Source organism: Polaromonas vacuolata (genome assembly GCF_012584515.1).
GTDB lineage: Bacteria > Pseudomonadota > Gammaproteobacteria > Burkholderiales > Burkholderiaceae_C > Polaromonas > Polaromonas vacuolata.
Map to the genome: position 1 here is coordinate 3572291 of NZ_CP051461.1, position 26555 is coordinate 3598845.

General features: G+C 48.0%; 18 protein-coding genes and 7 pseudogenes. 15 read left to right on the forward strand and 10 right to left on the reverse strand.

Annotated features, from left to right (window positions below):
* Positions 1 to 60: 60 nt before the first annotated feature.
* Positions 61 to 648 carry a LuxR C-terminal-related transcriptional regulator gene (locus tag HC248_RS16225; protein ID WP_272953625.1) on the forward strand — a complete coding sequence of 196 codons (588 nt, stop codon included), beginning with the start codon at positions 61 to 63 and terminating at the stop codon, positions 646 to 648.
* A 972-nt stretch (positions 649 to 1620) separates the two neighbouring features.
* Here the strand turns inward: HC248_RS16225 and HC248_RS16230 are convergent.
* Positions 1621 to 2418, reverse strand: a complete 798-nt coding sequence (locus HC248_RS16230; protein ID WP_168923398.1) for an EAL domain-containing protein — start codon at positions 2416 to 2418, stop codon at positions 1621 to 1623.
* A gap of 610 nt (positions 2419 to 3028) precedes the next feature.
* Here HC248_RS16230 and HC248_RS16235 point away from each other — a divergent pair.
* The 3 pseudogenes from HC248_RS16235 to HC248_RS16245 form a co-directional block, all read left to right on the forward strand.
* A pseudogene (locus tag HC248_RS16235) lies at positions 3029 to 3678 on the forward strand (transposase); the annotation flags it as partial.
* Between the two features lie 158 nt (positions 3679 to 3836).
* Positions 3837 to 4028: pseudogene (locus HC248_RS18025) on the forward strand (transposase); the annotation flags it as partial.
* A gap of 70 nt (positions 4029 to 4098) precedes the next feature.
* A pseudogene (locus HC248_RS16245) lies at positions 4099 to 4690 on the forward strand (transposase); the annotation flags it as partial.
* Positions 4691 to 4973: 283 nt separating this feature from the next.
* On the opposite strand, the gene HC248_RS16250 reads toward HC248_RS16245, so the two are convergent.
* Entirely contained in the window at positions 4974 to 6392 is a 1419-nt protein-coding gene (locus HC248_RS16250) for an amidase (RefSeq protein WP_238342660.1), read from the reverse strand.
* Positions 6389 to 6601, reverse strand: coding sequence for a hypothetical protein (locus HC248_RS16255; RefSeq protein ID WP_168923400.1), 213 nt, complete (start codon positions 6599 to 6601; stop codon positions 6389 to 6391). Before HC248_RS16255 ends, HC248_RS16250 begins: the two co-directional genes overlap by 4 nt.
* Positions 6602 to 6934: 333 nt before the next feature.
* Here HC248_RS16255 and HC248_RS16260 point away from each other — a divergent pair, with 333 nt between their 5' ends.
* The 6 genes from HC248_RS16260 (at position 6935) to HC248_RS16285 (ending at position 13169) form a co-directional block, all read left to right on the forward strand.
* Positions 6935 to 7786 carry a nitrilase family protein gene (locus HC248_RS16260; protein ID WP_168923401.1) on the forward strand — a complete coding sequence of 284 codons (852 nt, stop codon included), beginning with the start codon at positions 6935 to 6937 and terminating at the stop codon, positions 7784 to 7786.
* 50 nt (positions 7787 to 7836) lie between these two features.
* Positions 7837 to 8997: a substrate-binding protein gene (locus HC248_RS16265; protein ID WP_168923402.1), complete on the forward strand. Its 1161-nt coding sequence runs from the start codon at positions 7837 to 7839 to the stop codon at positions 8995 to 8997.
* 76 nt (positions 8998 to 9073) lie between these two features.
* Positions 9074 to 9907: a branched-chain amino acid ABC transporter permease gene (locus HC248_RS16270; protein WP_168923403.1), complete on the forward strand. Its 834-nt coding sequence runs from the start codon at positions 9074 to 9076 to the stop codon at positions 9905 to 9907.
* Positions 9900 to 11741 (forward strand): ABC transporter permease subunit, encoded by a 1842-nt coding sequence (locus HC248_RS16275; protein WP_238342661.1) that lies wholly within the window; start codon positions 9900 to 9902, stop codon positions 11739 to 11741. The genes HC248_RS16270 and HC248_RS16275 overlap by 8 nt, the downstream gene beginning before the upstream one ends.
* On the forward strand, positions 11741 to 12448 hold the full coding sequence (locus HC248_RS16280; protein WP_168923404.1) for an ABC transporter ATP-binding protein: 708 nt from the start codon (positions 11741 to 11743) through the stop codon (positions 12446 to 12448). Before HC248_RS16275 ends, HC248_RS16280 begins: the two co-directional genes overlap by 1 nt.
* A 4-nt stretch (positions 12449 to 12452) precedes the next feature.
* A complete protein-coding gene (locus tag HC248_RS16285; protein WP_168923405.1) occupies positions 12453 to 13169 on the forward strand; it encodes a DUF1028 domain-containing protein in 717 nt (238 codons plus the stop codon).
* Positions 13170 to 13259: 90 nt separating this feature from the next.
* Here the strand turns inward: HC248_RS16285 and HC248_RS16290 are convergent.
* The 7 genes and pseudogenes from HC248_RS16290 to HC248_RS16320 all read right to left on the reverse strand — a co-directional run bounded on the left by HC248_RS16290 (position 13260) and on the right by HC248_RS16320 (position 19884).
* A pseudogene (locus tag HC248_RS16290) lies at positions 13260 to 14546 on the reverse strand (M20 family metallo-hydrolase).
* A 53-nt stretch (positions 14547 to 14599) separates the two neighbouring features.
* Complete coding sequence (locus tag HC248_RS16295; RefSeq protein WP_168923406.1) at positions 14600 to 15880, reverse strand: amidase; 1281 nt, start codon at positions 15878 to 15880, stop codon at positions 14600 to 14602.
* 6 nt (positions 15881 to 15886) lie between these two features.
* Positions 15887 to 16594 (reverse strand): ABC transporter ATP-binding protein, encoded by a 708-nt coding sequence (locus tag HC248_RS16300; protein ID WP_168923903.1) that lies wholly within the window; start codon positions 16592 to 16594, stop codon positions 15887 to 15889.
* Positions 16591 to 17376 (reverse strand): annotated as a pseudogene (locus HC248_RS16305) (ABC transporter ATP-binding protein). Before HC248_RS16305 ends, HC248_RS16300 begins: the two are co-directional and overlap by 4 nt.
* Positions 17377 to 17500: 124 nt before the next feature.
* Positions 17501 to 18427, reverse strand: a complete 927-nt coding sequence (locus HC248_RS16310) for a branched-chain amino acid ABC transporter permease (RefSeq protein ID WP_238342662.1) — start codon at positions 18425 to 18427, stop codon at positions 17501 to 17503.
* A gap of 4 nt (positions 18428 to 18431) precedes the next feature.
* Positions 18432 to 18893 (reverse strand): annotated as a pseudogene (locus tag HC248_RS16315) (branched-chain amino acid ABC transporter permease); the annotation flags it as partial.
* 49 nt (positions 18894 to 18942) lie between these two features.
* Positions 18943 to 19884 (reverse strand): annotated as a pseudogene (locus HC248_RS16320) (IS30 family transposase).
* A gap of 139 nt (positions 19885 to 20023) precedes the next feature.
* Between HC248_RS16320 and HC248_RS16325 the strand changes: the two are divergent.
* The 5 genes from HC248_RS16325 to urtB all read left to right on the forward strand — a co-directional run bounded on the left by HC248_RS16325 (position 20024) and on the right by urtB (position 26551).
* Complete coding sequence (locus tag HC248_RS16325) at positions 20024 to 21460, forward strand: SIR2 family protein (protein ID WP_168923407.1); 1437 nt, start codon at positions 20024 to 20026, stop codon at positions 21458 to 21460.
* Between the two features lie 115 nt (positions 21461 to 21575).
* On the forward strand, positions 21576 to 22556 hold the full coding sequence (locus HC248_RS16330) for an IS30 family transposase (RefSeq protein ID WP_168920864.1): 981 nt from the start codon (positions 21576 to 21578) through the stop codon (positions 22554 to 22556).
* A 6-nt stretch (positions 22557 to 22562) separates the two neighbouring features.
* Positions 22563 to 23003, forward strand: a complete 441-nt coding sequence (locus HC248_RS16335; RefSeq protein ID WP_168923904.1) for a TIR domain-containing protein — start codon at positions 22563 to 22565, stop codon at positions 23001 to 23003.
* Positions 23004 to 24376: 1373 nt separating this feature from the next.
* Positions 24377 to 25555, forward strand: a complete 1179-nt coding sequence (urtA, locus tag HC248_RS16340) for an urea ABC transporter substrate-binding protein (RefSeq protein WP_168923408.1) — start codon at positions 24377 to 24379, stop codon at positions 25553 to 25555.
* A gap of 93 nt (positions 25556 to 25648) precedes the next feature.
* Positions 25649 to 26551 carry an urea ABC transporter permease subunit UrtB gene (urtB, locus tag HC248_RS16345; RefSeq protein ID WP_168923409.1) on the forward strand — a complete coding sequence of 301 codons (903 nt, stop codon included), beginning with the start codon at positions 25649 to 25651 and terminating at the stop codon, positions 26549 to 26551.
* The last annotated feature ends 4 nt before the right edge of the window (positions 26552 to 26555 follow it).

Sequence of the window (26555 nt, forward strand, 5' to 3'; positions counted from 1 at the left end):
ATTTAAATTAGTCTTAAATAGCTACAATAAGCAATTGTTTAAATCAATTAATTAAAGTGTATGAGAGTCTTTGTCACCGAAAGTCAACCTCTTGTGCGTGAAGCTGTTGTGAAGTTGTTTCATAAGCTTAGCAATAAGGTAATTGTGATTGGACTAGCTAGCCATAATGAAATTACCACAGCTACAAATATCCACGGCCAGCCTGATCTCATTTGTCTTGATTTAGCATTTTCAAATGATCAAGATGTATCAACAATTCGCGAGCTTAGAGATAAATTTCCCGATTCAAAACTAATGGTTTTTTCAGCTGTAGAACTGGCTGTTTTTTACCAAGAACTAGCGATTCAAGCTGGCGCTGACGCGTTTATTAACAAATTACTTAGCATTGAAGATATTTCAAATAGATTACGTATTTTCCTTGAAGGAGAGATTAATGAAGACAATTTAGTGGGGCTAGAAAAGCTTTCTAATCGACAGAAACAATTACTAGTCCTGCTGGACAAGGGAATGAATAACAAAAGTATTAGTGAATCATTGGCGATCAGTGAACACACCGTAAAAGTCCATTTATGGAGACTGTTTAAACGACTTAATGTCCATAGTCGTGCCCAAGCTAGTCATATTGCCCGAACCCGTGGGTTGGTTTGAATACAGCATTAAAAGTACCGCTTGTATTCGCGAATTCAAGTCTGAAGTGCAACTTTAAAGTTAACCGGACGGGTGGGTGAAATGTGAGAGCATCCAAGCTTTTCGACCACCAAGTCAAAGTTGCCCAAAATGATTTACACACGCCTCACCCGCGGCGAACGTTACTAGATTGCAATCCTTGCCAAAGCAAACTTCAATCAAAGTGAAATTGCAAAAATGACGGAACGTGATAAATAAAGCATCAGCCGAGTGTTGCGTCACAACCGCGTTCTACGAGGCTATCGCCCTAAGCAGGTAAATGACAAAGCACAAGAGCGTAAAATTACTTGCGTTAGTAGTCCCAGAGTTGCTGACTCAACATGAGCTGTGGTGGAGGAGAAATTGGCTGAAACTTGGAGTCTCGAGCAAATCAGCGGCCACCTTAAAGCTAGATGCCAACCCGGAGTTAGCCACTAAAGCATCTACCAGATCATCTACGTAGACAAACGCGCGGGCGGCAGCTTGCATAAAACATTGAGTTGCCAGAAGACGAGAGAAAAACGCAACAGCGGCCCTAAACGGCGCGGCAATATACCCACAACTAGGTCTCTATTGAGGTGCTAACCGCCATCGCGCTAGAGCGTGCGCGTTTTGGAGGCTGTGTGTTAGCGCTGACCAAAAATGACCCAACAAGCATCTAACAGCGGTGGGCCCAAGTTCCATGCCTTTGCACACTTGGCTGATGCTCACGCCTTGCGTTTTAACCATTTGTACGACTTGCAGTTTGAAGTCTGTGTCAAAGGCTCTTCTAGTTTTAGGATTACTTAAGGGTTTTGCCATTTCGGTTTTAACAAACTATCGAGCTGTATGTTTTTATTAGACCATTACAGGAAATCGGCTGAGAGATTTACGAATGCAATCTAGCGAAATCTTGCTGACTAAGATTTCGGGCTTATTGGAGAACTGGGGTATCGCCCCAACATCTCAATTTCGCTAGGCAGGATATTGCAAGAGTTCCACTCGTCCGACAGCCTCAAAAAGGGGTTTGCTGAACAAATAACCCTGCATCAGACTGATACCCAAGTCTTTTAAAAATTGAAATTCATCAAGGGTCTCGATTCCCTCAGCGATGATTCGGATTCCTAACTCTTCGCATATACGCGTCACGCCCCGCACGATAACTTGACTGGTCTTGCGCTTATCAATGTCGCGAATAAGGCCCATATCAATTTTGATGATATCAGGCTGAAAATCCGCCAATAAGTTGAGTCCAGCAAAACCAGAACCAAAGTCATCAATGGCTGTTAAAAAACCAAAGCGCTGGTACTCACGAAACACCTCCGCCAACCATTTCCCGTCGCTGATGCACTCACCTTCAACCGTCTCGAACATGATGCGCTCTAAAGGGAAACCAAATGACCGCGCCGATTCAATGGTGGTGCGAATACACACCTCAGGTCGATAAATCGCATTGGGCATGAAATTGAGGGACAATAATATCGACATTTTTAACGCCGCCGCCAACTTGATGGCCTTCACTCGGCAAGCTTGGTCGAAGCGGTAGCGGTTTGCCTCGGTAATATTCTCAAGGACGCTCAGTGCTGATTCGCCGTTGATTCCACGAACCAGAGCCTCGTGGGCAAAGATCTCGCGTTTTTGGATGTCGACAATTGGCTGGAATGCATAGCTGAACTTGAAAGCCAGCTTTTGATCGCTGCTGCAATCGGCACAAGGGTTGCCATCCTGCTCAATGATGAATTTTGTGGAGCGTAGAGTGATAGGTGCGTTCATTGGATCTGCAGTAGTCAAGTAATTTCGGGCAGTTCGCTAGCTTTTTCAGATGTCGATTCATGCTCAAAAACGTTGGGTGACATGTTGTCCCGTTTTGAGTGCAGCCTGAGCGAAATGCAAAATTTAATACTATCAGTAATCTCTTTAGTGAAGAAATTAATTTTGGGCAGTACGATGGGTTTTTTTGATGTCTATTCACGCTCGAAAGCGTTGGGTGACATGTTGTCCAGCTTTGAGTACAGCCTGTGCGCGTTGTAAAAAACAACAATTTAGTACGTGAAATCGTTTGCTGCTTCAGCTTGATTGACGTAGTCTTTTTGCCAAACCCGCTACATCTTCAGATTCAAGAAGAATCGCTCCATCACGACTTTGACGTTTCTATGTCAAGCATATCTACAGCCTCGTTCAACTCAGCCAAGATAAGTAGATACAGATAAGTAGATACAGATAAGCAGTTGCCTTTGCGGCTCATGAATCTAGTCAAAAGTGTAGACAAAAAATTCCTATTAAGATTTAAATCAAACCTTAAAAAAGTAGTTCTTCATCGATTCCACTGTGAATTTTTATTAGCGCCCGCAAAATTCAGTTTTACAAATAAATTCTCAATGCAATGAACGACACTACCCTTTACGAACATCTTATTGGTCTGAAGACCCCATGGTCGGTCAATAAAGTTGACTTGTCGCTTGAAGACCAGCGCGTAGTCGTAGAGGTTGTTTTGAAGAAGGCGCAAGTCTGCGCTGACCCAACTGATCCAACTAAACGCGCCCACATTCATGGCTGGACTAATCGCGAATGGCGGCACTTGGATACTTGTCAATTTGAGAAGCTTATCAAGTCTCGTATGCCTCAACTCAAGTACAGCGACCGCACAGGCCAAGAGTTGGTCGGACCATGGGCTTAGCGCTACAGCCGCGTGAGCACATTGATGGCCGGTTTTGTCATTAAGCTACTCGAAGTTTGCCCCACCACCCAAAGCGTTGTAAGCTTAAACGCCTGTCTCGGGGAACGGTCAATTCCATCATGGTCAGCGCGGTAGAACGCGGCATGCTTAGGCGGACTGCGGACAGCATTGACTATTCGGGAATCGATGAAAAAAGATCTCAAAAAGGCCACAGCTACGTGACTATTTTGACCGACATAGGTAATTCTCGAGTGCTGGACTTGGTCAAAGAAAGAAAGCTCGCAGCGGCTAAAAATTTGATGGAGACGTTGAGCCCGAAGCAGCGCCAATCGGTCAAGGCAGTGGATATGGATATGGATATGGATATGGATATGGATATGTAACCAGCCTTTATTATTGGCGCACGTCAATGTGGACCTAGTTAAAAAAGTAGACAAAGAGTTCCTCTAAAGGTTTAAATCAAACCTTGAAAAGGAAATTCATGCGCAAACATCGCAGTTAACAGTTCAGGCAGCAAGCAGTCGAACACGTTTTAAATCACCCAGGGCGGTCCGTTGCGAACACAGCCAAGCTGCTTGACCTTGGCTACTCTACGTTAGACAAGTGGATGCGTGTACACCGCACTAGCATTGGCGTTACCGCCAGCACGGCCTTATCGACAGATCAACAACGACTTCGTACGCTTGAGCGTGAGAACGCGCATTGACGAGAGGTCAACGACATACTAAAAAAAGCGCACTTGTACTTCGTGAAAAATCCAAATCTGCAAAGTACACGTTTATGAAATTTTGACCGAGCAGGGCTTGCTTCTGAAAACCGGCACAGTGGTGGACGCCGCCTTGATTGCAGGTCCTACATCCACCAAAAACAAAGACAAGGCGCGCGACCCCGAAATACACTCCAATAAAAAGGGCTACCAGTGGTACTTTAGCTGGAAGGCGCATATCGGTGCTGACGCTGAGTGTGGATTGGTACACACCTTACGCGGTACATCGGTCGACATCGCAGAAGCCAACACCTTGTTGCACGGTGACGAGGTACTGGCCTTCGGTGACGCGGGATACCAAGGAGTTCAGACACGCCCAGATGCCAATGCGGATGTAACTTGGCATGTAACCGTGTATCTAGGAAAGCTCCGTGCGCTGAACAAAGACAACAAAACCGGCGCACTACTGGACAAGGCAGAAAAACTTAAGGCCGATGTACAGGCCAAGGTTGAACATCCGTTTCTGGTTATCAAGCGCTAGTTCGGATTTATGAAGGTTCGCTACCTTGGTTTGAAGAAGAACACGGCGCAGATCTTTACATTGTTTGCACTGTACCCGCCTGTTGATGTTGCGACACAAGCTTATAGGAGCCAGAGCATGAGTGCGCCCGCAAACAGGGCAATGGAACACAAGAGAGCAGCAATGGCATCGTAAAACGTTGAACATAATACGATTTCACGATAGTCGCGGTTGAAATCCCGCTATTAGAAAATTACACCGCATTTACCAGACATTGCAGCAAGTTATTCAGACCTTGCTTAGAGGACTCTGCTGTCCATTAATTTGGCTAAGTCCAATAACCAGCTAGTGATTTACCGCTGAAAAAAAGTCAGTGTTGAGCGTGTAAGAAATCTATATTTTCATTTGCGATTTTTACCAATCGCTTATAGCGAGAGGGCGTCGTGTGCCATTAAGGGCCTTTGTTTCAAGTCTAATAAGCGCTCCACTGCTGCGGCGCATCTGAGTACGCTAGCTTCATCAAATGGTCTACCTGCGATTTGCAAACCAATTGGCATAACCTCTTTATCAAAGCCGCAGGGGACAGAAATAGCGGGCAAACCGGTTAGATTAAAGGGATAGGTCAAGCGCCATGAAGCGGCTAAAACGCTTTCATTTTGCTCGCCAATACGCACTATTTCATTACCTTTTTTCCAAGCGGTCATCGGCTCAGTGGGTGAGATGACAACGTCGACTTGATCAAATATACGTTTAAATTCTTCGCACAACAGAGACCTGACTTGCTCGGCTTTGAGGTAGTCAACGGCAGACACTAGACGGCCCATTTCGACCAATGCTCTGACGTCTTTTTGGTAGCCGCTGGAGTGCCCCGCATTGACCGCGCTATCGTGGTGTGCGCCCGACGAGGCCAATTCGATGGCGTAGATGGCGCCCAGCCCGTAGGCCAGCAAGGGCAGCCGAAAGTAGATGATTTTTGCGCCGCTATTTCGCAGTGCTTGAATGCTTGCATCTACTGCATCTTGAACTTCAGGCGTGTTCTGATCCATGAAGTGGTTTTCGATAATGCCAATCACAAAATTTTTACTGCTGTGTGCAATAGCTGCGGTGTAATCTGGAACAGCTTGATCTTGGCAAGCCGGGTCGCGTGCATCGTAGCCAGCAAGAGTATTCATAGCTATTGCCGCGTCTTCTACAGTGCGTGTCAGCGGTCCCGGATGGTCTAGGGACCAACTGTGGGGAACAATACCGGCTTTGCTGATGCGCCCAAAAGTTGGCTTGAAACCGACTGTGCCGCAAAAGCTGGCGGGTATGCGTATTGAGCCACCCGTATCAGATCCCAACGCCAGCGGCGCAAAGCCGGATGCAATGCAGGCTGCTGATCCACCACTAGAGCCACCTGGAATTCGTTCAATATCCCATGGATTTGATACCGGTGGGCTAGTTGTTCCCCAGGCGAATTCGTGAGTGCGCGTTTTACCGATTAAGACGCAGCCAGCGGCTCTAAGCCGCTGCGCACATGCCGAGTCTTTTGCTGCGAAGGTCCAGCCAGTCGCGTTAGTTCCTGCTGTTGTGGGCATGTCCGCTGTGAGGTAGTTGTCTTTTAGCGCAACGGCAATACCATCGAGCGGCCCTAATGTGGCGTTACGGCGCGAACGACGTGCATCAGAAGCTTTGGCTTGGGTCAGTGCGTGTTCCGAAACGTGAATAAAGCTTTTAATCGCGTGGTCGTAACGCGCTGTTCTATCAAGCAAGTGCTGGGTTGGCTCTAGGCTGCTAAATTTTTTTTTGCAAAGTCCATCACTCATTTCTTTGAGGGACAACCATTCCATAGACTTGATTTTCATTGGATATTCCTATAAGTTGCAGTCGGCTCGAAGACGATCGCTGGATGGACTGCTGTCAGGTCTAACGCTCTTAGTTTTGCAATCTCAAAAAGAATTGGTTGGTATTCATTTATGAGTTCCTGCAGTCGCTCCGTTGCTAGCGGTGATCCTGTGATTTTGCTACGGATTAAGTCAGAGATTTCTGAACGATCGGTAGAGTCTGCTGCCATTGGTTGTCCTTTAAATACAAGTGAGTGTTGCTATTGAGCATATGCAAAGAAGAGACCAGTTATTTCTACTTGACGCTATCAAGAGTTTTTTACTCGCTGCAAGTGCTTCATCCTACTTTTGGGCCGCTTGCGTGCGGACAGCACAGCGGTCTTCATTGCTAAGCTCGCCATATAAAACTTAAGTGGTGCGTTGAAAATACGATTGTGGTGCAGACGCCAAATTGGCGAGCCTCACAAATGAGTGTTTAGTGCATTTTCCTTTCTGTTTTTAGTTTTCACGCTTGGCATAGTTTGTGCTAAATTAGTAATTATGCTTACTAATTTAAACTAATCATGAGCGAAATAAAAGACTCTCTACCTGTCTCGCCTGTCAAAGTTGCTTGCTGTCAGTTGGCTCCCAAGGTCGGCTATAAACAGAACAATCTTGATAAGACAGCAGACTTTATTTTGCGTGCAGCTAAGGACGGCGCTCAAATTATTGTGCTACCTGAGCTGTGTAGTTCTGGTTATGTATTTGAGAGTCGTGCTGAAGCGGCATCTTTGGCCGATGCCTACGATGACGGCGAAACGACAACGCTTTGGCAAGGTTTAGCGAAAGATTTGGGCGTTTATATTGTGGGTGGCTTCGCTGAGCGGTCGGCTGCAACATTGTTCAATTCGGCGGCGGTGATAGGTCCACGCGGCCGCATGGGTTTGTTCCGCAAGGTTCATCTTTGGGGTGACGAGAATTTATTTTTTTCTCCAGGCGACTTGGGCTTTCCTGTTTTTGCAACTGAGTTCGGAACTATTGGAGTGGGAATTTGTTACGACGGCTGGTTTCCTGAGTTCTACCGAACCTGCGCGCGCAAAGGTGCAGAGTTGATTTGTGTTCCAACCAATTGGGTGCCTATACCCGGCCAAGATCCCAAGCGTGAAGCCATGGCGAATATTCTCACCATGGCTTCTGCGCACTCTAACTCTATTTATATTGTGGCGGCTGATCGCGTGGGCATGGAGCGTGGACAACTCTTTATAGGTCAGAGCCTGATCACGGGATACACCGGCTGGCCAGTCGCTGGTCCTGCCTCACCAAACGAGGAGCAAATTCTCATGGCTGATATTGATATGGCCAGTGCCCGAAAAGCACGTCGTTGGAATGACTTCAACGAGGTGCTTAGAGATTGTCGTCCCGATGCGTATCGTTAATTTCGGTTTTTTTCTCCATTGTGTTTTTAATTTTTCTCTAGGATTTTTCAATGAAAATTTTAAAGTGGTTTCAAATATCTCTAACGACTAGTGCCTGTCTCGTGGCCCTAGGTGCGCATGCGGCTGAGCCAATCAAGATTGGTATACCGATTGGTCTGAGCGGTGCCAACAGCGTTGTTGCACCGTCTGTGGTTCAAGCGGCTCAACTGGCAGTTGAAGAGATAAATGCTAAAGGCGGCGTTTTAGGACGCCAGCTGCAATTAGAAGTTGCGGACGATGGCAGTGGTGCTGCTGGTGCGCAAAAAGCCTTTGATTCTTTGATTTATCAAAAGAAAGTCGACGCATTGATTTCGATGGAAACCAGCGCCGCCCGTAATGCTGGGCTGCCTATCGTGTCACGCGGAAAACTGCCTTACATTTACACATCTTTTTATGAAGGTCGTTCGTGCAACCCATACATGTATGTCAATGCATGGGTACCCAATCAACAGGTTGCACCGATAGTAGATTTCTTCATGGCAGCTAAAAGCGCTAAGACTTTCTTTTTAATTGGCAGTGATTACTCGTTTGGCCGCGGGATGCTCGACTTTACTAAAACCTATATTGGTAAAAAAGGTGGCAAGGTCGTCGGTGAGGAATATCTGCCAATGGATGGCTCCGATTGGACTGCGGTTATCAATAAGCTCAAGTCCGCCAAGCCTGACGCCATCATTACCTCAACTGCAGGTGGTGCGCCAAACGTGACGCTTACCAAGCAACTGCGGGCAGCAGGCATCACACTTCCATATGGCAACTTAGCAGTTGATGAGGGTACGGCCAAAGACATGGGTTCTGATGCTGAAGGTATGGTGATTTCAGGCTCTTATCTGACCAGTATTGCTAGCGCTAAAAATAAAGAATTTCTCGCTGCAATGCAAAAGAAGTTTGGAGCTGACCTGAAGACGCCAAACGATCTTTCTGTGCCGCAGTACGAGGCAGTTTATTTGTATAAAGCTGCGGTTGAAAAAGCCGGTGCAACCGCTGCTGAAAAAGTCATTCCAGCATTAGCAACGGTTTCGTTTGAAGGTCCTCGCGGCCTGATTCAAATGAGCAAGCAGCGTCATGCGCCACTGACCATGTATCTCGGACAAGTGCAAAAAGACGGCGGTATCAAATTACTTGAGAGCTTTAAGAATGTTGACCCGGGTAATCAGTGCCCAAATCTTAAGTAATTTCTAAGGGCTTACGCCTTTTTCAATAAGTTGGACAGTGTCTTTAAAAGCCTCTGTCTCCCGTTTAAGGTGTTGCATGTCCATACTGTTCGATATTCTCAGTACAGCGGGAATTCTTTTTATCGTCTCATGCGGTTTATTGCTTATCTTCGGGGTCATGAAGATCATCAATTTCGCCCATGGTGGTTTTCTGACTTTGGGCGGTTATGCCCAGCTCATGTCAACGCAGCTGGGCTGGAACCCATGGATGGGATTGCCGCTGGCTTTTACCATGGGTATGCTGCTAGGTGCAGTAGTTGAGGTGCTAGTGGTTAAACCTCTGCATGCAAGACCACTTGATGCAATTTTGGCAACATGGGGTTTGGGAATCATTATTGGGCAATTGATCACATTGATATTTGGCCGTGGTGTTCAGTTCGCGCAGAGTCCATTAGAAGGCGCAATTCATTTATTCGGTACGGATTACTCTTTGTACCGCCTCACGCTGGTCGGACTTGCTATTGCTGTGGGGCTAGGCATTGGCGCCGTTCTCAACGGTACGCGCTTGGGCTTAATTACCCGCGCTGTCACCATGAATGAGTCGCTTGCTCGCGCTTTAGGTGTTAACAGCTCTTGGGTTCGGTTGTCTAGTTTTGCGATCGGTGCTGGGCTAGCTTGTTTAGCTGGCGCGCTAATCACCCCTCTATCTAGCGTTGACCCCAGCATGGGCGTGCCGTGGCTGACTAACGCATTCATGCTGGCCATGATTTCGGGTACGTCCTTGGTGAGTCTGGCAATCGCCTGCGTAGTGCTTGGCGCATCGCAAGTATTGGTCAGCGTCTACGTCAGTCCTATTCTTGGCTCGTTAACAATTGTTGTGTTGGGTGCGCTGGCACTTCGCCTACGGCCACAAGGATTTGCCCGTGGTTGATTCGCCTATTTCTGCCAAGACAACAACGAATACCGCTGCACGCCAACGAGTATTTGGTCCCAGCATTTGGTTATTGCTTGCCGCCATCGTTCTTTTAATTGTGTCGCCTTGGGTGTTGCCGCAGTTTATGCAAAACACTTTGGTTCGATCTTGTCTCTATGCTGTCGTCGTAATCACTGTTGATTTGCTGTGGGGCTATACCGGCATTCTTACCTTCGGTCAGGCCACTTTTTTTGGCATAGGCGCATATGCCACTGGGCTTGTGTTCACGCACATGGGATTTTCGACGGGCATGGCTGTCTTTGCTTTGTTCGCAGGAATCGCTGTGAGTATGTTGGTGGCGTGTCTTGTGGGAATTCTTTCTTTTTATCCAGGCGCTACGCCTTTATATGCTTCTGTGGTGTCTTTGGTTCTACCCATTGTCATGACCCAAGTTATTTTTGCGGGAGGAACTTTTACGGGTTCTAGCAGTGGTCTGTCGGGTTATGAAAGCTTTGACTGGGACACATCGACTTGGCTTTGGGTTTGTGGTGGTTTTCTACTCATCACCACTTTGTTGGCAAGACGCTTTGTCAATAGTGACACCGGACGACTGCTGGTCGCTATCCGCGAGAACGAGGTCCGCTGTGACTACCTCGGCATTAATACCTCAAGGGTCAAGATTTTGTTATTGATTGCTTTGTCTGCGGTGAGCTCTGTTGCCGGTTTTCTGTACGCTTGTTATGGCATGGTCGTCGCGCCTGAGATGGCAGGCTTTCAGTTCGGCACAGAGATGCTGGTTTGGGTCGCACTCGGAGGGCGCGCAACCATCCTAGGGCCGGTTTTAGGCACCTTGCTAATCGATGTCAGTTCTGCCTACCTTAGCGGCGATCTTCCTTTTGTCTGGAAGTTGTTCTTGGGACTTTCGTTTGTAATTGTTATTGTTGCGCTGCCAAAAGGTTTGTTGCCAGCTTTGGTTCAGTTGGTGGGTCGGGGAAAATTCGCGTCATCCATTGATCAGAAAAGCCAATTGTTAGCTGCCCAAAATAGACCGCTTAAAGGTTTGGCTGCGCGCGGAAAAGTTGCGCTTTCAGTCAAAGGTGTAGTGCGTTTTTTTGGCAGTTTAAACGTACTGCGAAACGTCAACTTTGACGCTAAGCACGGCGAGCTGCTTTCCTTGGTCGGACCTAACGGTGCAGGGAAGACGACATTGATGCGTTGTATTAGCGATGGGCGTGAGCGCTCTGGCGGTGACATTGCCATCAACGACCATGCGATAGAAAAGCTTGCACCTTTTGAATGTGTGCAGTTGGGAATCGGACGTAAATTTCAAACTGCCAATGTTTTTGAAGATTTAACGATTTTTGATGCACTCGCTGTTGCTCGTACAAAAATTAGTCGACCCAGTATTTGGCATCGCACACACGCTATCGCTTTGTCGCCACCGGCATTGAGTATTGTTCAAACAACAGGTTTGGACGCTTTGCTGGAGACCCCTTGCAGGCTGCTATCGCACGGCCAAAAGCAAGCGCTAGAACTCGCCATGGTGCTAGCTCTTGAGCCTAATATTCTTTTACTAGATGAGCCTACAGCCGGCCTGACTAAGCCAGAGCGGACCGCTATCGGGCAAACGCTCACCAGTCTTGCCAGAAATCACCAGATGTGTGTTGTTCTGATAGAGCACGATTTAGATTTTGTTTGTGACATTAGCAGCCGTGTGATCGTCTTGCACCAAGGGGAAATCGTTTTGGATGGATCGGTCGATGATGTGGTCAATTCCGAATTGGTACGCGACATTTATTCAGGCAGTGCCGCATTGCCAAGCCAAGCTGCGCAAAAGCCGGAGGATGTGTAATGACTAAAGAAGTTTTACGGCTCGATGGATTGCGCTGCGGATACGGCCAGGCGACTGTGATTCGCGAAGTCAGTCTTTCTATTCACAGTGGCGAGATAATCAGCATATTGGGGAAAAACGGCATGGGCAAATCTACTTTGCTAATGTGCATTATGGGATTTTTACCACGTCAGTCTGGCCATGTTTTTTATAACGGCACGTTATTAGAAGCGGGTAATGCTCACCTTCAGGCAGAACAAGGCATGGCTTACGCACAGCAGGAAAAAGCCGTTTTCCAAGACCTCAGTGTTGAGGACAATCTGCGCATCGCAGTAGCAAATAAAAAACAATTTTCTGACGGCTTAGCACGTATTGCAGAGTACTTTCCATTTATTCCTAAACGCCTGAATCAAAAGGCTGGAACGCTCTCAGGGGGGGAGCAAAAAATGCTGATTCTAGGGCGTGCGTTAATGATGCGGCCAAAGTTATTGCTGCTTGACGAGATCAGTGAAGGCCTGCAGCCATCCGTCATAGAACGCATTTCTTTGGTGCTGCAAACCGAGCGTAAGGCATCCTCAGTTGCCATGCTGATCGTCGAGCAAAATGTGAGTTTCGCGTTAAAGACTGCAGATCGCTACGTGCTACTAGAACGCGGTGAATTAGGTGCGTCTGGCGGCACTCAAGACAGTGGCGCTAAAGAAAAAATTCTTACTGAACTAGGCGTTTAAAACTATGCAGTTCAATACCTTTTCAATCGTTGGGCGCTGCCTTAAAACAGGCGAGTTGGGTGTCGCTGTCAGCAGCGCTGTGCCCGCTGTTGGCTCCCTCTGCATTTATATAGAACCGGGTGTGGGAGCGGTATCTACTCAGTCTTGGGTGAATCCTTATTTGGCTGTTGCGGCGCTTGCAGCTATGCGTGATCAAGCCGATGCACAGCATGCGCTTGAACTTGCACTTAGCCGGGATGCTGACTTGCATCTCAGACAGATTGGCGCGGTTGCTGCCCGGGGTCATGGCGCTGCATTTACCGGAGACAGTTGCACTGGTTGGTACGGTCATCTAACGGGGACTGACTACGCTATTGAAGGCAATATGTTGGTTGGCGCTGAAACCTTAGCGGCTATGTCACGAGCTTGGCATGAGAGCTGCGACATGGCTTTGGCTGAACGCTTACTACTCGCTCTTGAGGCCGGCGATAACGCCGGTGGTGATCGCCGCGGCAAGCAGTCCGCAGCGCTCAAGGTGATGGGAACTGAGGTTTACGCATTAGTCGATTTAAGAGTCGATGAACATCTCGAACCGGTGGTTGAATTACGGCGTATTTTTGAAGTTGCAAAGTTGCAATTAATTCCCTTTGTGCAAGGTATGCCTAGGCTGTATGGTCAGCCGCTTGCTTTGCCTGAGTCGGTGATGCGCATGCTACTCAAATGCCCAGCAGATAGGCCGTAAGCAGATGAATATTTTTCTTGCAGCAAGTCGAGTTGTTTAGGCTGCTCAATTTATTGAGACTGGGACAATTCATTTTCTAGGCACTAGGCACTAGGCGTTGGCTAAAACGGTCACTGCATAAGCCAGTGCTTGAACCCCAAGGAACAAGTCTTGGGGATCCGTTTTTTCTGCCGCATTGTGGCTGATGCCGCCTATGCTGGGCACGAAAATCATGGCTGTTGGACATTGATCGGCAAGATACATGGCGTCATGAAACGCACCGGATGTCATGCGCATTGGCGGCGCACGCTTGGCTATCGTGCAAGCTCGCTCACAGGCTTGGGTGATGATGCCGAGATGCTGTCTGGAAAAATAGTTGGCGCTCTTGCAAAAAGACTCTCGACTGAAACGCGTCCCTTCTAGTCATGGTCTTGAATCATGCGGTGCATGGCCGCTTCAAACTGATTTAACACGGCCTCATCTACCGAGCGCGCGTCAACGCTAAAAGTGACGGCGCCGGGTATGGTATTAATCGAGTTGGGGCTAACTTGCCAGCGTCCTAGCGTTAACCGCAGGGAGTCAGCCACTTGGCTGTCGCGGTAGTTGTGAAACTGCTGCGCTAGCGCAATTGCGGCGGTCATGGCGTCGACGCGCTCATTCATGGGCATGGTGCCGGCATGACCGGCTGAGCCTTTGAGCGTGAGCTCAAACCAGCGCACACTTTGTATACCGGTGACGACGCCAAAGGATATTTGCGCGCTCTAATACCGGGCCTTGCTCAATGTGTAGTTCGACGCAGGCGGACATTAATTAGCCCATAGCGCGCCGCGGAACGTCGGCAACGGCTTGCAGCGCTAGGTCAACGGCAGCACCAAAACTAATGCCTTTTGAATCGACGGATTTTCGGTATTCAAGCAAGCGACTTGGCTCGACATAAGCGCTAGAGCCCATGGCGCCTGGACTGAATCTGCAACCTTCTTCGTTAGTCCAGGCGACGACCTCAATCGCGCGTTGGGTTTGTATGCCGGCATCGTTTAAGGCGGCAATCACTTCGAGTCCGCCGACTACGCCATAAGCTCCGTCTAACTGACCGCCCACCGGCTGAGTGTCTGCATGACTGCCGGTTAACACCGCTGGTAAATCGGTCAAACCTGAGCGCCGAAAAAATAAATTTGCGCATTCATCAACCCGCACTTCACAGCCCAAGGCGCGCGCTTTGTCGATAAGAAAACGTCTGGATTGAAGGTCTATATCGGTTAGAGCTTCGCGCGCTACGCCGCCGTCATCATGGCCCCAAAAGGCGGCCAACTGTTCGAGAAACTGCTGTAAGCGGTCGAATTGAATATGGTCTTGCGCTGACTCGGCATGCGCGCTTAGCTGGTTATAACTGATGTCCATTTGACTGACCTTTTCTTGTGCGGTTTTTACTTTTTGCAGGTTATAAAAATTAATTAGCGCAAGGCGAGCTCTAGCGTGTGCGCTGCGCTCAGTGCTTGCAGATCGGCCCAGCGCGGCCCTATAAGCGTCACACCAACTGGCATGCCGCAACCACCCAAGCCGACGGGCACATGCACGCAGGGCAGGCCTAACAAAGTCCACAGGCGGTTAAAAATGGGGTCGCCAGTGGCGTCTAGTCCAGCAGGTGCTTCTGCGCCTGCGCTGGGCGCCAGAATCGCGTCGCAAGACGCAAACAAAGCATCCACATCAGCTCTGGCTTTGCCAGCCTGACTTTGTGCTTTTGCAAAATCTATCCCACTAATGGCTTGACCAGCTGTCATCAGCGCCGAGAACGCGGGGCTAAAAAGTTCTGCATGGCTTTTGCGCTCAGGAGCAAAAGCGGCAGAGGCTTCATACGCCATGATTTGAATTTGTATCGCGGTCAAATCCTCACAGGACGGCGGCAGCGTCAGGTCGTGCAGTTGGGCGCCGCTTTTTTCTAATGCTTTCATCGCTTGCGCTAAAGCGCGCTGGCTGTCAGCGGTGGCTAAACCCCAGTGCGGTGTGCGGCAAACGCCAATGCGCAGCTGGCCCGTTTTTATGGGCGTCATTGTTTGATGGATTAAAGCGCCAATAAAAAAAGCCGCATCGTCGACTGAGCGCGCAAGAACACCCACCGTATCGAGACTCGGTGACAGCGCTTTGATGCCGGCTAATGCCAGCGTGCCATGCGTCGGCTTATAGCCAACCACACCGCAGTAAGCAGCGGGGCGAATAATTGAGCCCGCAGTTTGCGTGCCAAACGCCAGTGGCACCATGTTGGCCGCCACTGCTGCGGCTGAACCACTGGATGAGCCGCCAGGGCTGTGCTCTTGATGCTTGGGTGCACGCGGATTGCGCGTCATGCCTGGCTTGAAGGTTGCAAACTCTGTGCTGACGGTTTTGCCCATGATGAGCGCGCCATGCGCACGGCAAGTTGCGACGCATGCGGCGTCGGTTTGCGGTCTATGGCCGGCATAAATTGGAGAGCCATAGCTGGTCGGCATATCGGCTGTGTCCATCAAATCTTTGATGCCCACGGGAATGCTGCTAAGCAAGCCGTCAACGCCTTTTTGATCTAGCGCTTTTGCGTTTTTAAGCGCTAGGTCAGGATCAAAAAATTGCCAGGCTTGGATGTCGGCGTCCAGCGACTGTATTTGCTCAATGTAGGCGCTGGCTACTGCTTGAGCAGTTAACTCGCGATTCGCAACACGTTTGGCAATTTCGCGTGCCGATAAAGAAATCAAAGGTGACATAAAAATTTAACCAAAGTAAGCGGATCGAACAGCATCGTTTTCAGTCAGTGCTTTGGCGCGTCCCTCCGCAACGACTCGACCTTGCGGTAGTACATAACCGTAGTCGGCGATGGCCAAGGTTTGGCGGGCATTTTGCTCGACCAGCAAAACGGTTGTGCCCAGTGCATTAATTTGTTGAATAACTTTGAAATTTTCTTTTACATACAAAGGCGATAAGCCCAGCGAGGGTTCGTCTATCAGCAGCAGTTGGGGTTTGGCCATCAAGCCCCGACCAATCGAGACCATGGCTTGCACGCCGCCCGACATGGTGCCGGCCAGCTGTGACTGGCGCTCTTGTAAGCGCGGGAATATAGCGTAAACATCCGCCAGTCTTTTTTTAATTTCGGATCTATTGGATTCTAAAAATGCACCCAAGCTGAGGTTTTCCGCGACTGTCATGCGCGGGAAAACTTTGCAGCCTTCGGGTATGCAAGCAATACCACTGGCAATAATGTTGTGGGGTTTTTCACCGGCGAGATTTTTTCCATTCCACCAGACCTCGCCCTGACGCACCGGTGTGAGGCCCAAAATAGAGCGTATTAAGGTACTTTTTCCGGCGCCGTTAGAACCCAAAATACAACTTATTTTTCCGGGCTCAATGTTGATAGAAACATCGTGTAAAACATTGACCTTGTCATAGCCAGTCGTGAGATTTTTGACTTTTAACATATTTATTCGTCCTCGCCGAGGTAGGCGGTCTGAACATTTGGATCACGGGTAATTTGTGCGTAAGTGCCTTGTGCAATTTTTTTACCGTAGTTCAAAACGATGCAGTGGTCAGTGATTTTTTCAATCACTTTGATTTCGTGCTCAATCAATACAACCGACAAGGTTTTTAATTTGCTACGCACCTGCATGATGTCTTGCATCAAGGCATCGGTTTCATCATGCGTCATGCCTGCTGACGGCTCGTCTAGCAATAAAAGTCTTGGCTAGTTCATGAGTGCGCGACAAACTTCAATTCGGCGTCGGTTAATCATGCTGAAGGTGTCGACTGGCTCAAACAAATGCGCCACCAAAGCTAGGCTAAAAATGTTCAACAAGTCGGTTACTTTGGCGACGTAGCTGTCATATTCAGCTTTAAAAGCTTTGCGTCTAAACAGATTAAAAATCAGTCCATGCTGCAAGCGCTGGTAGTCACCGATGACGATATTGTCAAAAACCGTCAGCGATAGCGAGAGCCGGGAGCGCTGAAAAGTACGCGCCACACCTTTGCGGTAAATGTCTTGCGGTGTTTTGCGCGTTACATCTTCACCGTCCAAAGTGATGCTGCCGCCGTTGGCTTTATACAAGCCCGTCAAAACATTAAAGAAGGTTGTTTTTCCAGAGCCATTCGGCCCTAATAGGCCAAGAATTTCGCCTTCTTGGACCGTCATGTCTAAGGCATCTAAAGCCGTTAAGCCACCGAAGCGCATGCTCAAGCGGTCAACTTTTAATAAGGTTTTATCCGCCATCATGATTTGTCTTGCTTGAAAAATAAACGTGTTTTTCTCGGCATCAAGCCTTGCGGTCTAAATAAGAGAATCAAAATCACCAAGGATGACGATTGAGAGCATCAACAGAGAATCAGAAAAGGTGAAATTATTCGGCGCAACAAAGCCAGAAATCATGCCGTATGCCGCCAGCAAAGCCGACGATAAAGTTGCCCAAAGTGAAAGCGACTATTTTCCAGCGCACGATGTGCAGACCAAACGTTGCAGCCGCCGTCTCGTCAGTGCGAATCACATCCATGCTAAGCCCTATCCATAAGCGCTCTAGCGCACTGACAATCGCGTAGAAAGTAACAAAAGTAATCAGGCTCAAAATTGAATAAGCCAGGTAAAACGAGATCTCTAAGCCAAACAGCATAAAACCCTGATTGAAGTTAAAGCCAAACAATTCCATACCCGGCACGCGCAAACCCTGTGGACCGCCCAGCACATCATTGACCTCGATAAAAGTTTTAAACAGTATGCCGAAAGCGATGGTGACTAAAGCGGCATAGTGACCACGTGTTCGCAGCACTGGCAGTATCAAAAGCGATCCTATGAGCGCTGCAGACAAACCAGAAATTAAAAGAATCAGCAGATGTGGAATGACCGTATGCGCCGCCAGCACTGCGGTGGCGTAACTCCCCACACCAAAAAATGCAGCGCTGGCAAAGTTGGTTACCCCAGAGTAGCCAAACTGAAGCGTCAAGCCCAGACAAGTGGTGGCGTAAAGCATGACCCCACAGAGCATTAGCAAGGTGAAGTGCGAATCATAAAATACGGCGATCAAAACCAATGCGCTGCCAATTGCCAAAAGATTTGATGCAGTGGGCCGACTAGCGGCTGACTGCTCTAATAATTGCGTCGTACCGAATCGGCGGCTAACAATCACCGCCAGCACAGCGCCGCATAAAAGCGCGGCTATGCCAATTTGTGACTCGGTATGCAAAAACATCCAAAGATACAAAGTCAAAGCTATCGCCGCGCTTATCAACACGACTAAGGGCTGCGACTTGGTAGGTCTGCTTGGATTTTTCATATTCTCAAACCCGTTCGCTTGATTTTTCGGCGATTAAACCAGTTGGTTTCCAAGCCATCAAAACAATGACGGCGGCAAAAGCAAAAACATCTTTGTAAGAACTGGGAATATTTGGAATCAGCGCCGGCAGCATGGCACTGCCAAGCAGCTGTAATGCAGCGAATAAAAAGCCGCCAATAATGGCGCCATAAATATTCCTCAGACCGCCCAAAATAGCCGCTGTAAAACCGATTACGCCAAGCAAAAGGCCCACATTGAAATTAACTTCGTTGTAGTAAAGACCATTCATCACACCAGCCAAGGCGGCTAAACCCGAGCCCAGCGCAAAAGTAATCAGCACTACCGCCTCAAAATTAATCTCCATTAACCGCGCCGTTTCTGCGTCTTGTGCGACCGCACGAATCGCCATACCAAGTTTGCTGCGGGTAATTAAAAAATGTACCGCGGCAATCGCGAGCAATCCACTGGCGGCGGATTCAAGCTTGAAGCGCAACAACGTATTATTTGGACTCTAACTATTCCATAAAAACCTGATGTGGTGTTCGATACCCCAAACATTTTCTAGGACGATGATTGAGTCTGTGCATCGCTAAAGCAATGTCATCGTCGGTGATGCAATTAAAGCGCATCCCCTTTGGGAAAAACTGGCGAATCAAACCGTTCATATTCTCGTTCGCCCCACGCTCCCACGAGGAGTATGGATGGGCGAAAAAGAAATCTGCACTCAGCGCAGAAGCTATTCGTTCATGCTGGGCAAATTCCTAGCCGTTATCAGTCGTGAGTGTGTGAACGCAATGAGCGAACGGTTTAAGTAAAGTGATTAACGCGTCCCCTACGGCTTGCGCTGTTTTGAATGGCACGTGAAAAATTATTGAATAGCGAGAGACACGCTCGTTAATCGTCACTAGGGCTTGCTTCTGCCCGGCACCAATCACTAGATCAGCCTCCCAGTCGCCAAAGCGCGCACGCTCAAGCACGATGTCGGGTCGCAGTTCTATTGAGACCTGGTGAGAGATGGTGCCGCGACGTTCACGGCCGCTGCTGCGTTTTTTTCGCGTCTTCTGGCAACGCAGTGTTTTATGCAAGGTGCCGCCCACGCGTTTGTCAGCGTAGATGTACTGGTAGAGGCTCTCAAAGCTAACACCGGGTTGGTGGCTAGCTTCGAGGTGGCCGCTGATTTGCTCAAGGCTCCACGCCTCAGCCAACTTTTCCTCCACCACAGCCCATGTCGAGTCAGCAGCTCTAGGACTGTTGGCACAGGCAAGTCTACGTTCTTGTGCTTTGTCATTTGCCTGCTTAGGGCGATAGCCTCGTAGACCGCGGTTACGACGCAACTCACGGCTGATGCTCGATTTATCACGGTCCATCATTTTTGCAATTTCACTTTGATTGAAGTTTGCTTTGGCGAAGATTGCAATCTGGTAACGTTCGTCACGGGTGAGGTGTGTGTAAATCATTCTGGGCGACTTTGACTTGGTGGTCGGGAAGCTTGGATGCTCTCACACCTCACCCACCCGTCCGGTTAATTTCAAAGTTGCACTTCAGACTTGAATCCGCGAATGGTTAAGTGTGGATTTAGTAAATTTGGGGAGAAGAATGAGTAAAGAGCGCGAGCGACTAGTTGCGGCATTGACGCACGAACTTCATGAGTCTAATTTGGCAATCTTTGCGGGAGCAGGTTTGTCCAGCGGAGCGGGCTTTGTGAACTGGTCCCAACTACTTAAGCCAATAGCGGATGAACTCGATCTAGACATTACTCTTGAGACTGACCTAGTCACATTGGCCCAGTACCATGCAAATGCAAATCAAGCCAATCGCGGCAAACTAAACCAACTCTTGGTGACCGAGTTTTCCCAGGCTGCGGAAGAAACCGAAAATCATAAAATATTGGTGCGTCTACCAATTGAAACGTACTGGACGACAAACTATGACACCCTGATTGAGACTGCGCTAAAGGATTCTGGAAAAGTTGCAGATATTAAGTACACGTCCAAGCAGCTGGCACTCACAATACCTAAACGCGATGCAGTTGTCTACAAAATGCATGGAGATGTTACTAATCCAGCTGACGCAATTCTCATCCGGGATGATTACGAAAAATACCATATCAAGATGGCACCTTTTGTTACGGCCCTCAGTGGGGACTTAGTTTCAAAAACATTTCTGTTTCTCGGGTTTAGCTTTACTGACCCAAATCTTGAATACATATTGAGTCGGGTACGTGTTCACTATACAAACGATCAACGGCAACATCATTGCATCTTGCGAAAGGTAAGCCAGGAAAAAGAAGAAGAACTTGCAAACTTTGAATATAGAGACCGGAAGCAAAAGCTTTTCTTGCAAGAGTTGATGCGTGTTGGAATAAAAACAACCCTTGTCGCTGAATATGCCGAGATCACAGACATTCTTCGCGATGTCGAGGCGCGTTACAAGCAACGAACAGTTTTCATCTCAGGTGCAGCTCATGAGTACGGGAGATGGTCTCAGGCTGAAGGTCAGCTCTTCGTCTATCAGTTGAATAAAGATATTGCAGCCACCCAATGTAAGGTCGTATCAGGATTTGGTCTTGGAGTCGATAGTTCAGTGATTGCTGGAGTGCTCGAACAAATTTATATGAAGGGAGGCCGTCTCGATCACGATCAGTTGATTTTGAGACCATTCCCTCAGTATCAAGTTGGCGCAAAGCCACTTCCACAAGTTTGGACTGAGTATCGAGAGGATATGGTAAATCGAGCAGGAATTGCCATTTTTGTCTTTGGCAATAAAGTACAAGATGGTCTCGTTGTCTCATCGAATGGCATGCGGGAGGAGTATGAAATTGCAAAGGCTAAGGGATTATTTCTAGTTCCGATTGGGATTACGGGATATATGGCGAAAACGCTGTGGGAAGAGGTCTTCGCTGAGTTCGTGGAGAGCAAATACCTCCGAGGTAAAGAGATCAAGGAAAAACTCGGTATTTTGGGGAATGTAAATACTCCACCGGATACTGCTTGCGAAGCTGTAATTGAAATTATTGGTTTGTTAAAAAACTAGGAGTCATTTCATGGCGCGGATTCAAGTCTGAAGTGCAACTTTGAAATTAACCGTACGGGTGGGTGAGATGTGAGAGCATCCAAGCTTCCCGACTACCAAGTCAAAGTTGCCCAGAATGATTTACACACACCTCACCCGTGACGAACGTTACCAGATTGCAATCCTCGTCAAAGCAAACTTCAATCAAAGTGAAATTGCAAAAATGATGGACCGTGATAAATCGAGCATCAGCCGTGAGTTGCGTCGTAACCGCGGTCTACGAGGCTATCGCCCTAAGCAGGCAAATGACAAAGCCCAAGAACGTAGACTTGCCTGCGCCAATAGTCCTAGAGTTGCTGACTCGACATGGGCTGTAGTGGAGGAAAAGTTGGCTGAGGCTTGGAGCCCCGAGCAAATCAGCGGCCACCTCGAAGCTAGCCACCAACCCGGTGTTAGCTATGAGAGCATTTACCAGTACATCTACGCTGACAAACGCGCGGGCGGCACCTTGCATAAAACACTGCGTTGCCAGAAGACGCGAAAAAAACGCAGCAGTGGCCGTGAACGGCGCGGCACCATCTCTCACCAGGTCTCAATAGAACTGCGACCCGACATCGTGCTTGAGCGTGCGCGCTTTGGCGACTGGGAGGCTGATCTGGTGATTGGTGCCGGGCAGAAGCAAGCACTAGTGACGATTAATGAGCGTGTCTCTCGCTATTCAATAATTTTCCACGTGCCATTCAAAACAGCGCAAGCCGTAGGGGACGCGTTAATCACTTTACTCAAACCGTTCGCTCATTGCGTGCACACTCTCACGACTGATAACGGCAAGGAATTTGCCCAGCATGAACGAATAGCTTCTGCGCTGAGTGCAGATTTCTTTTTCGCCCATCCATACGCCTCGTGGGAGCGTGGGGCGAACGAGAATATGAACGGTTTGATTCGCCAGTTTTTCCCAAAGGGGATGCGCTTTAATTGCATCACCGACGATGACATTGCTTTAGCGATGCACAGGCTCAATCATCGTCCTAGAAAATGTTTAGGGTATCGAACGCCGCATCAGGTTTTTATGGAACAGTTAGAGTCCTATCAGCATACGGTTGCACTTCAAGCTTGAATCCGCCTGGGAAGAAAAGTATTTTTTAGTTTTAAATATGAAGACGTTAATAGGGCGATGATTATCCGTAACAGTTGGGTTGTTCAAGGAAGCGAGAAGGCTGGTTTTATTGACAAGGCGGATTTTGAAAGTATTGAGCGACAAGGTAATTCTGGTATCAAGCGATGGATTGATGAACAACTCAAGGGTACGACCGTAACTGTAGTTCTTGTCGGTGCTAAAACCTGTGGAAGGCGATGGGTGAAGTACGAAATTCAGCAAAGTATTGCAAGAGGAAATGGTCTTCTGGGAATTGATATAAGCAAGGTTAAAAGCTTCAATCAACCCTGTACTGAGCGGTGTGGAAAAATACCTCAAGGGTATCCTTTCTATCTTTGGAACAAACACGATGGATATCAGAACCTTGGCAGTTGGATCGAGTCCGCTGCAAAGGCTTCTGGAAAGTGAGTTTGATGTATCAGGGGGGCAACCACTAAATGTTGATAGTAATCTGCTAATCGTTTGTCGACTAATGCCGAATCCGCCTGCGAATTCGCTTGAAAAATACTAATTTTCTTGGTCAAATCCTCAGAAAATATAAGTAATCTGAGTCACTCTAACGCTGAGTATTGGTAGAGTTAATGAAATATTTCTTTAACCATTGCCCGTGATGATCAGCATTAGCTGATCGTCAATAAAACTGAAGCGCCTTGCTTCAGTTTGCGTTTCCCCAACTTCCCCAATAGTTTTTCAGTAACGAATTTTTAAGTGCTGGATTTGCTCGTCGATTCGGCTTGCCTGTTGCTTTTTTAATTTTCATTTCAAGTTACGAAGACTACCAATATCCGTAAGTCTTCGTAGCAATTAGAAGCACTTTTCACGACCAAAATTTTCAGTACAAAAACAGGCGCTTAATCACTGAACGCGAGCATTGCGACAGATACTGCAACGCAACCAGAGGCGGTTTGCAGCGGTTTTTCCGTCGTTGCCGAAGCGATATCGCCGCAACGGTTGCCGCTTAGGGTCCATTACCACTGGCTTGGGTGGCTCAAAAGGGCGTGCAACGCCAAGCTGATTCGTTAGATATCACGCAAAGGGTGCTCGCCCGACAACTCGGTCTGCGAAATATTTTTCAGTCGACTGAAAACAGAGATGTCCTGTCCTCAAAAACAGGAGGCCATAAACATTGAGGAATTTATGAACTTTTTTGACGGCCGATACACTGTTTTTCGGAAAACGAATCAAGATATTTTTCGAATCACTTAGCCCCATCGAATATCGTGAAGTCGTAGAATTTTCAGCCTAAACCAGTCTAAGTTTTACTCTGCGCTACCTTACATAACTTTAAAAAAAATACTGGAACGGATAAGTTACATCAAAAAAAGTAAAGCACAGAATAATTTCTGGGGAAAGATTAATTACAAATGCGATAGATATAACGCAACTAAATCATGAAATTTTTATAAACTTCTTTACCATGCTTTTGTTTAAATAAAATTAGTAGAAATCCTGATAGTTAAAAAATTTTGTCGTCGCAAAATAAATATAGACAGACACTAAACGTCATTCATCAATCAACACCAAACTGCCAATGCTGCCAGTTTGATGCTGGGCAAAGAAGCCCGAACTAGATAATTTCCGGTTCGGGCTTTTTTGCTTTTTTCTTTAATGCAAGTAGTTTCGAAAGAACATCTGTTCGTTCGGTGGCGTAGCTTTGCCTAAGGAAAAGTTGTTTCAGTTGACGTCGACTGTCGGAGGTCCAACGGTTCACTTGTGACATGTATAGATCATAAGTTGATCCTGCGGAGATGCTTTTAAATGCCCACCATATTGAGACAACAATGAAACAATTCAATCGTCGCCAGATCGTTAAGACGGCCAGTTCGCTCTTCGTCATTGGAGCTACAGCCGGATCAGTCACCCGTGCCTTAGCGCAAGACACGATAAAGCTTGGCTTGCTACATTCGCTCTCAGGCACGATCGCCATTGCAGAGGCATCGCTTGTTGACGCAGAAAAAATGGCAATTGAAGAGATCAATGCTGCGGGCGGCGTGATGGGTAAAAAAATTGAAGTTGTAATTGAGGATGGAGCTAGCGAAAACTCGGTGTTTGCAGAAAAGGCGCGTAAGCTGATCGAGCGAGATAAAGTTGCTGCCATCATTGGCTGCTACACCTCAGCCTCACGCAAAGCGGTACTACCCGTTCTAAATCAAACCAAAGGACTGTTGTTCTACCCCACATACTATGAGGGTCAGGAAGAAGACAAGCATGTGTTTTACACATCACAGGAAGCAACTCAGTCGGTAATTTCAGCTATCAATTGGCTGGTTAAGGAAAAGGGTAAATCGTTCTTTTTAGTCGGCTCCGACTATATCTATCCACGTACCTGCAACAAGATCGCTAAGCCTACGATTGCCAAAGCTGGAGGCAAAGTATTAGGCGAGGAATATGCCCCGCTAGGCCACACCGAATTTTCTTCGATCATTAACAAGATTAAGGCTGCTAAACCTGACGTAATCTACAGCACGGTGGTGGGCGGCTCTAACGTAGCGTTCTACAAACAACTGCGCGCCGCAGGCTTAGATGGCACGAAGCAGGTTTTGTTGTCGACCGTGGTGTCAGAAAACGAAATCGAAGGTATCGGCAAGGACAACGCCGCCGGCTATTACGCCTGCATGGGGTATTTCCAAAGTATCAAGTCACCAGCCAACGAAAAATTCATTAAGGCGTTCAAAGCCAAGTACGGGCAGGAGCGCGTTATTGGGGACCCAATGGAATGCGCCTACAACAGTGTGTATTTATGGAAGATGATGGTCGAGAAAGCTAAGTCCTTTGAAATCGACAAGGTTGTTGCCAGTGCGGCGGGTATTGAGTTGCAAGCGCCTGAAGGTGTCATCCGCGTTGCAAGTAACCACCACGTCGCAAAAAAAGTGCGTATCGGCCGTGCACGCCCCGATGGTCAATTCGATATCGTTTGGGAATCTCCAATGATCGAACCAAACCCATTTCCCAAGTTGTAGGAAATATTTTGCCAGCCACAAGTGCTGACAACCTTTGTGCTGGGCGCCACGCGATTCCAGCATTTCAGAATTTTTTACGAAAGTAACAGTTCCATGAGTTTTGATATTGCAGTGATGCAGGTGTTCAACGGGATTAGCCTGTTCACCATTTTGTTGCTCATGGCGCTCGGTCTGGCAATCGTATTCGGCCTGATGGGCGTCATCAATATGGCGCATGGCGAATTGATGGCGTTAGGTGCCTACATGACCTACGTTGCTGCAAAATTTTTTGAACACTTTGCACCAAGCTGGATGGACGTCTACCTCTTTGCAGCAATTCCTTTTGCATTTGCAGTGACCTTCGGCTTGGGTTATCTGCTTGAGCGAGGCTTTATACGATTTTTTTACAATCGGCCCTTGGACACACTGCTTGCGACTTGGGGACTAAGCTTAATTCTGCAACAAGCTTATCGCAACATCTTCGGTGCTCAAGAAGTCAGTGTGCCGCTACCTACATGGTTAGCTGGTGCTTGGGAGCCGGTCATAGGTATCCAGTTACCGTTGACACGCCTTTTTATCGTGGCATTGACTGCGGTGGTAGCTATCGCTGTCTACCTGCTGCTCTACCAAACACGTTGGGGTTTAAAGGTGAGGGCTGTTACACAAAACCGTGCAATTGCTGGCGCTGTGGGGATCGATACCAATCGAGTGGACGCCATGACGTTTGCTTTAGGTTCTGGTTTGGCTGGCATCGCCGGTTGCGTCTTCACCATGATCGGATCAACCAACCCCGGAACTGGTCAGTTGTACATCGTCGATTCATTCATTGTTGTTGTTTTTGGCGGAGTTCAAAGCCTCTTTGGAACTGCCCTATCGGCTTTCGCCATAGCTCAGTCGCAGACTTGGATGGAATTCTTTCTAAGTGGTTCCATGGCCAAAGCCACCATTTTGCTTCTGGTGATCGTGGTTCTTTATTTCCGCCCAAATGGGCTTTTTGCTGTGCGCTCAAGGAACTGACAAC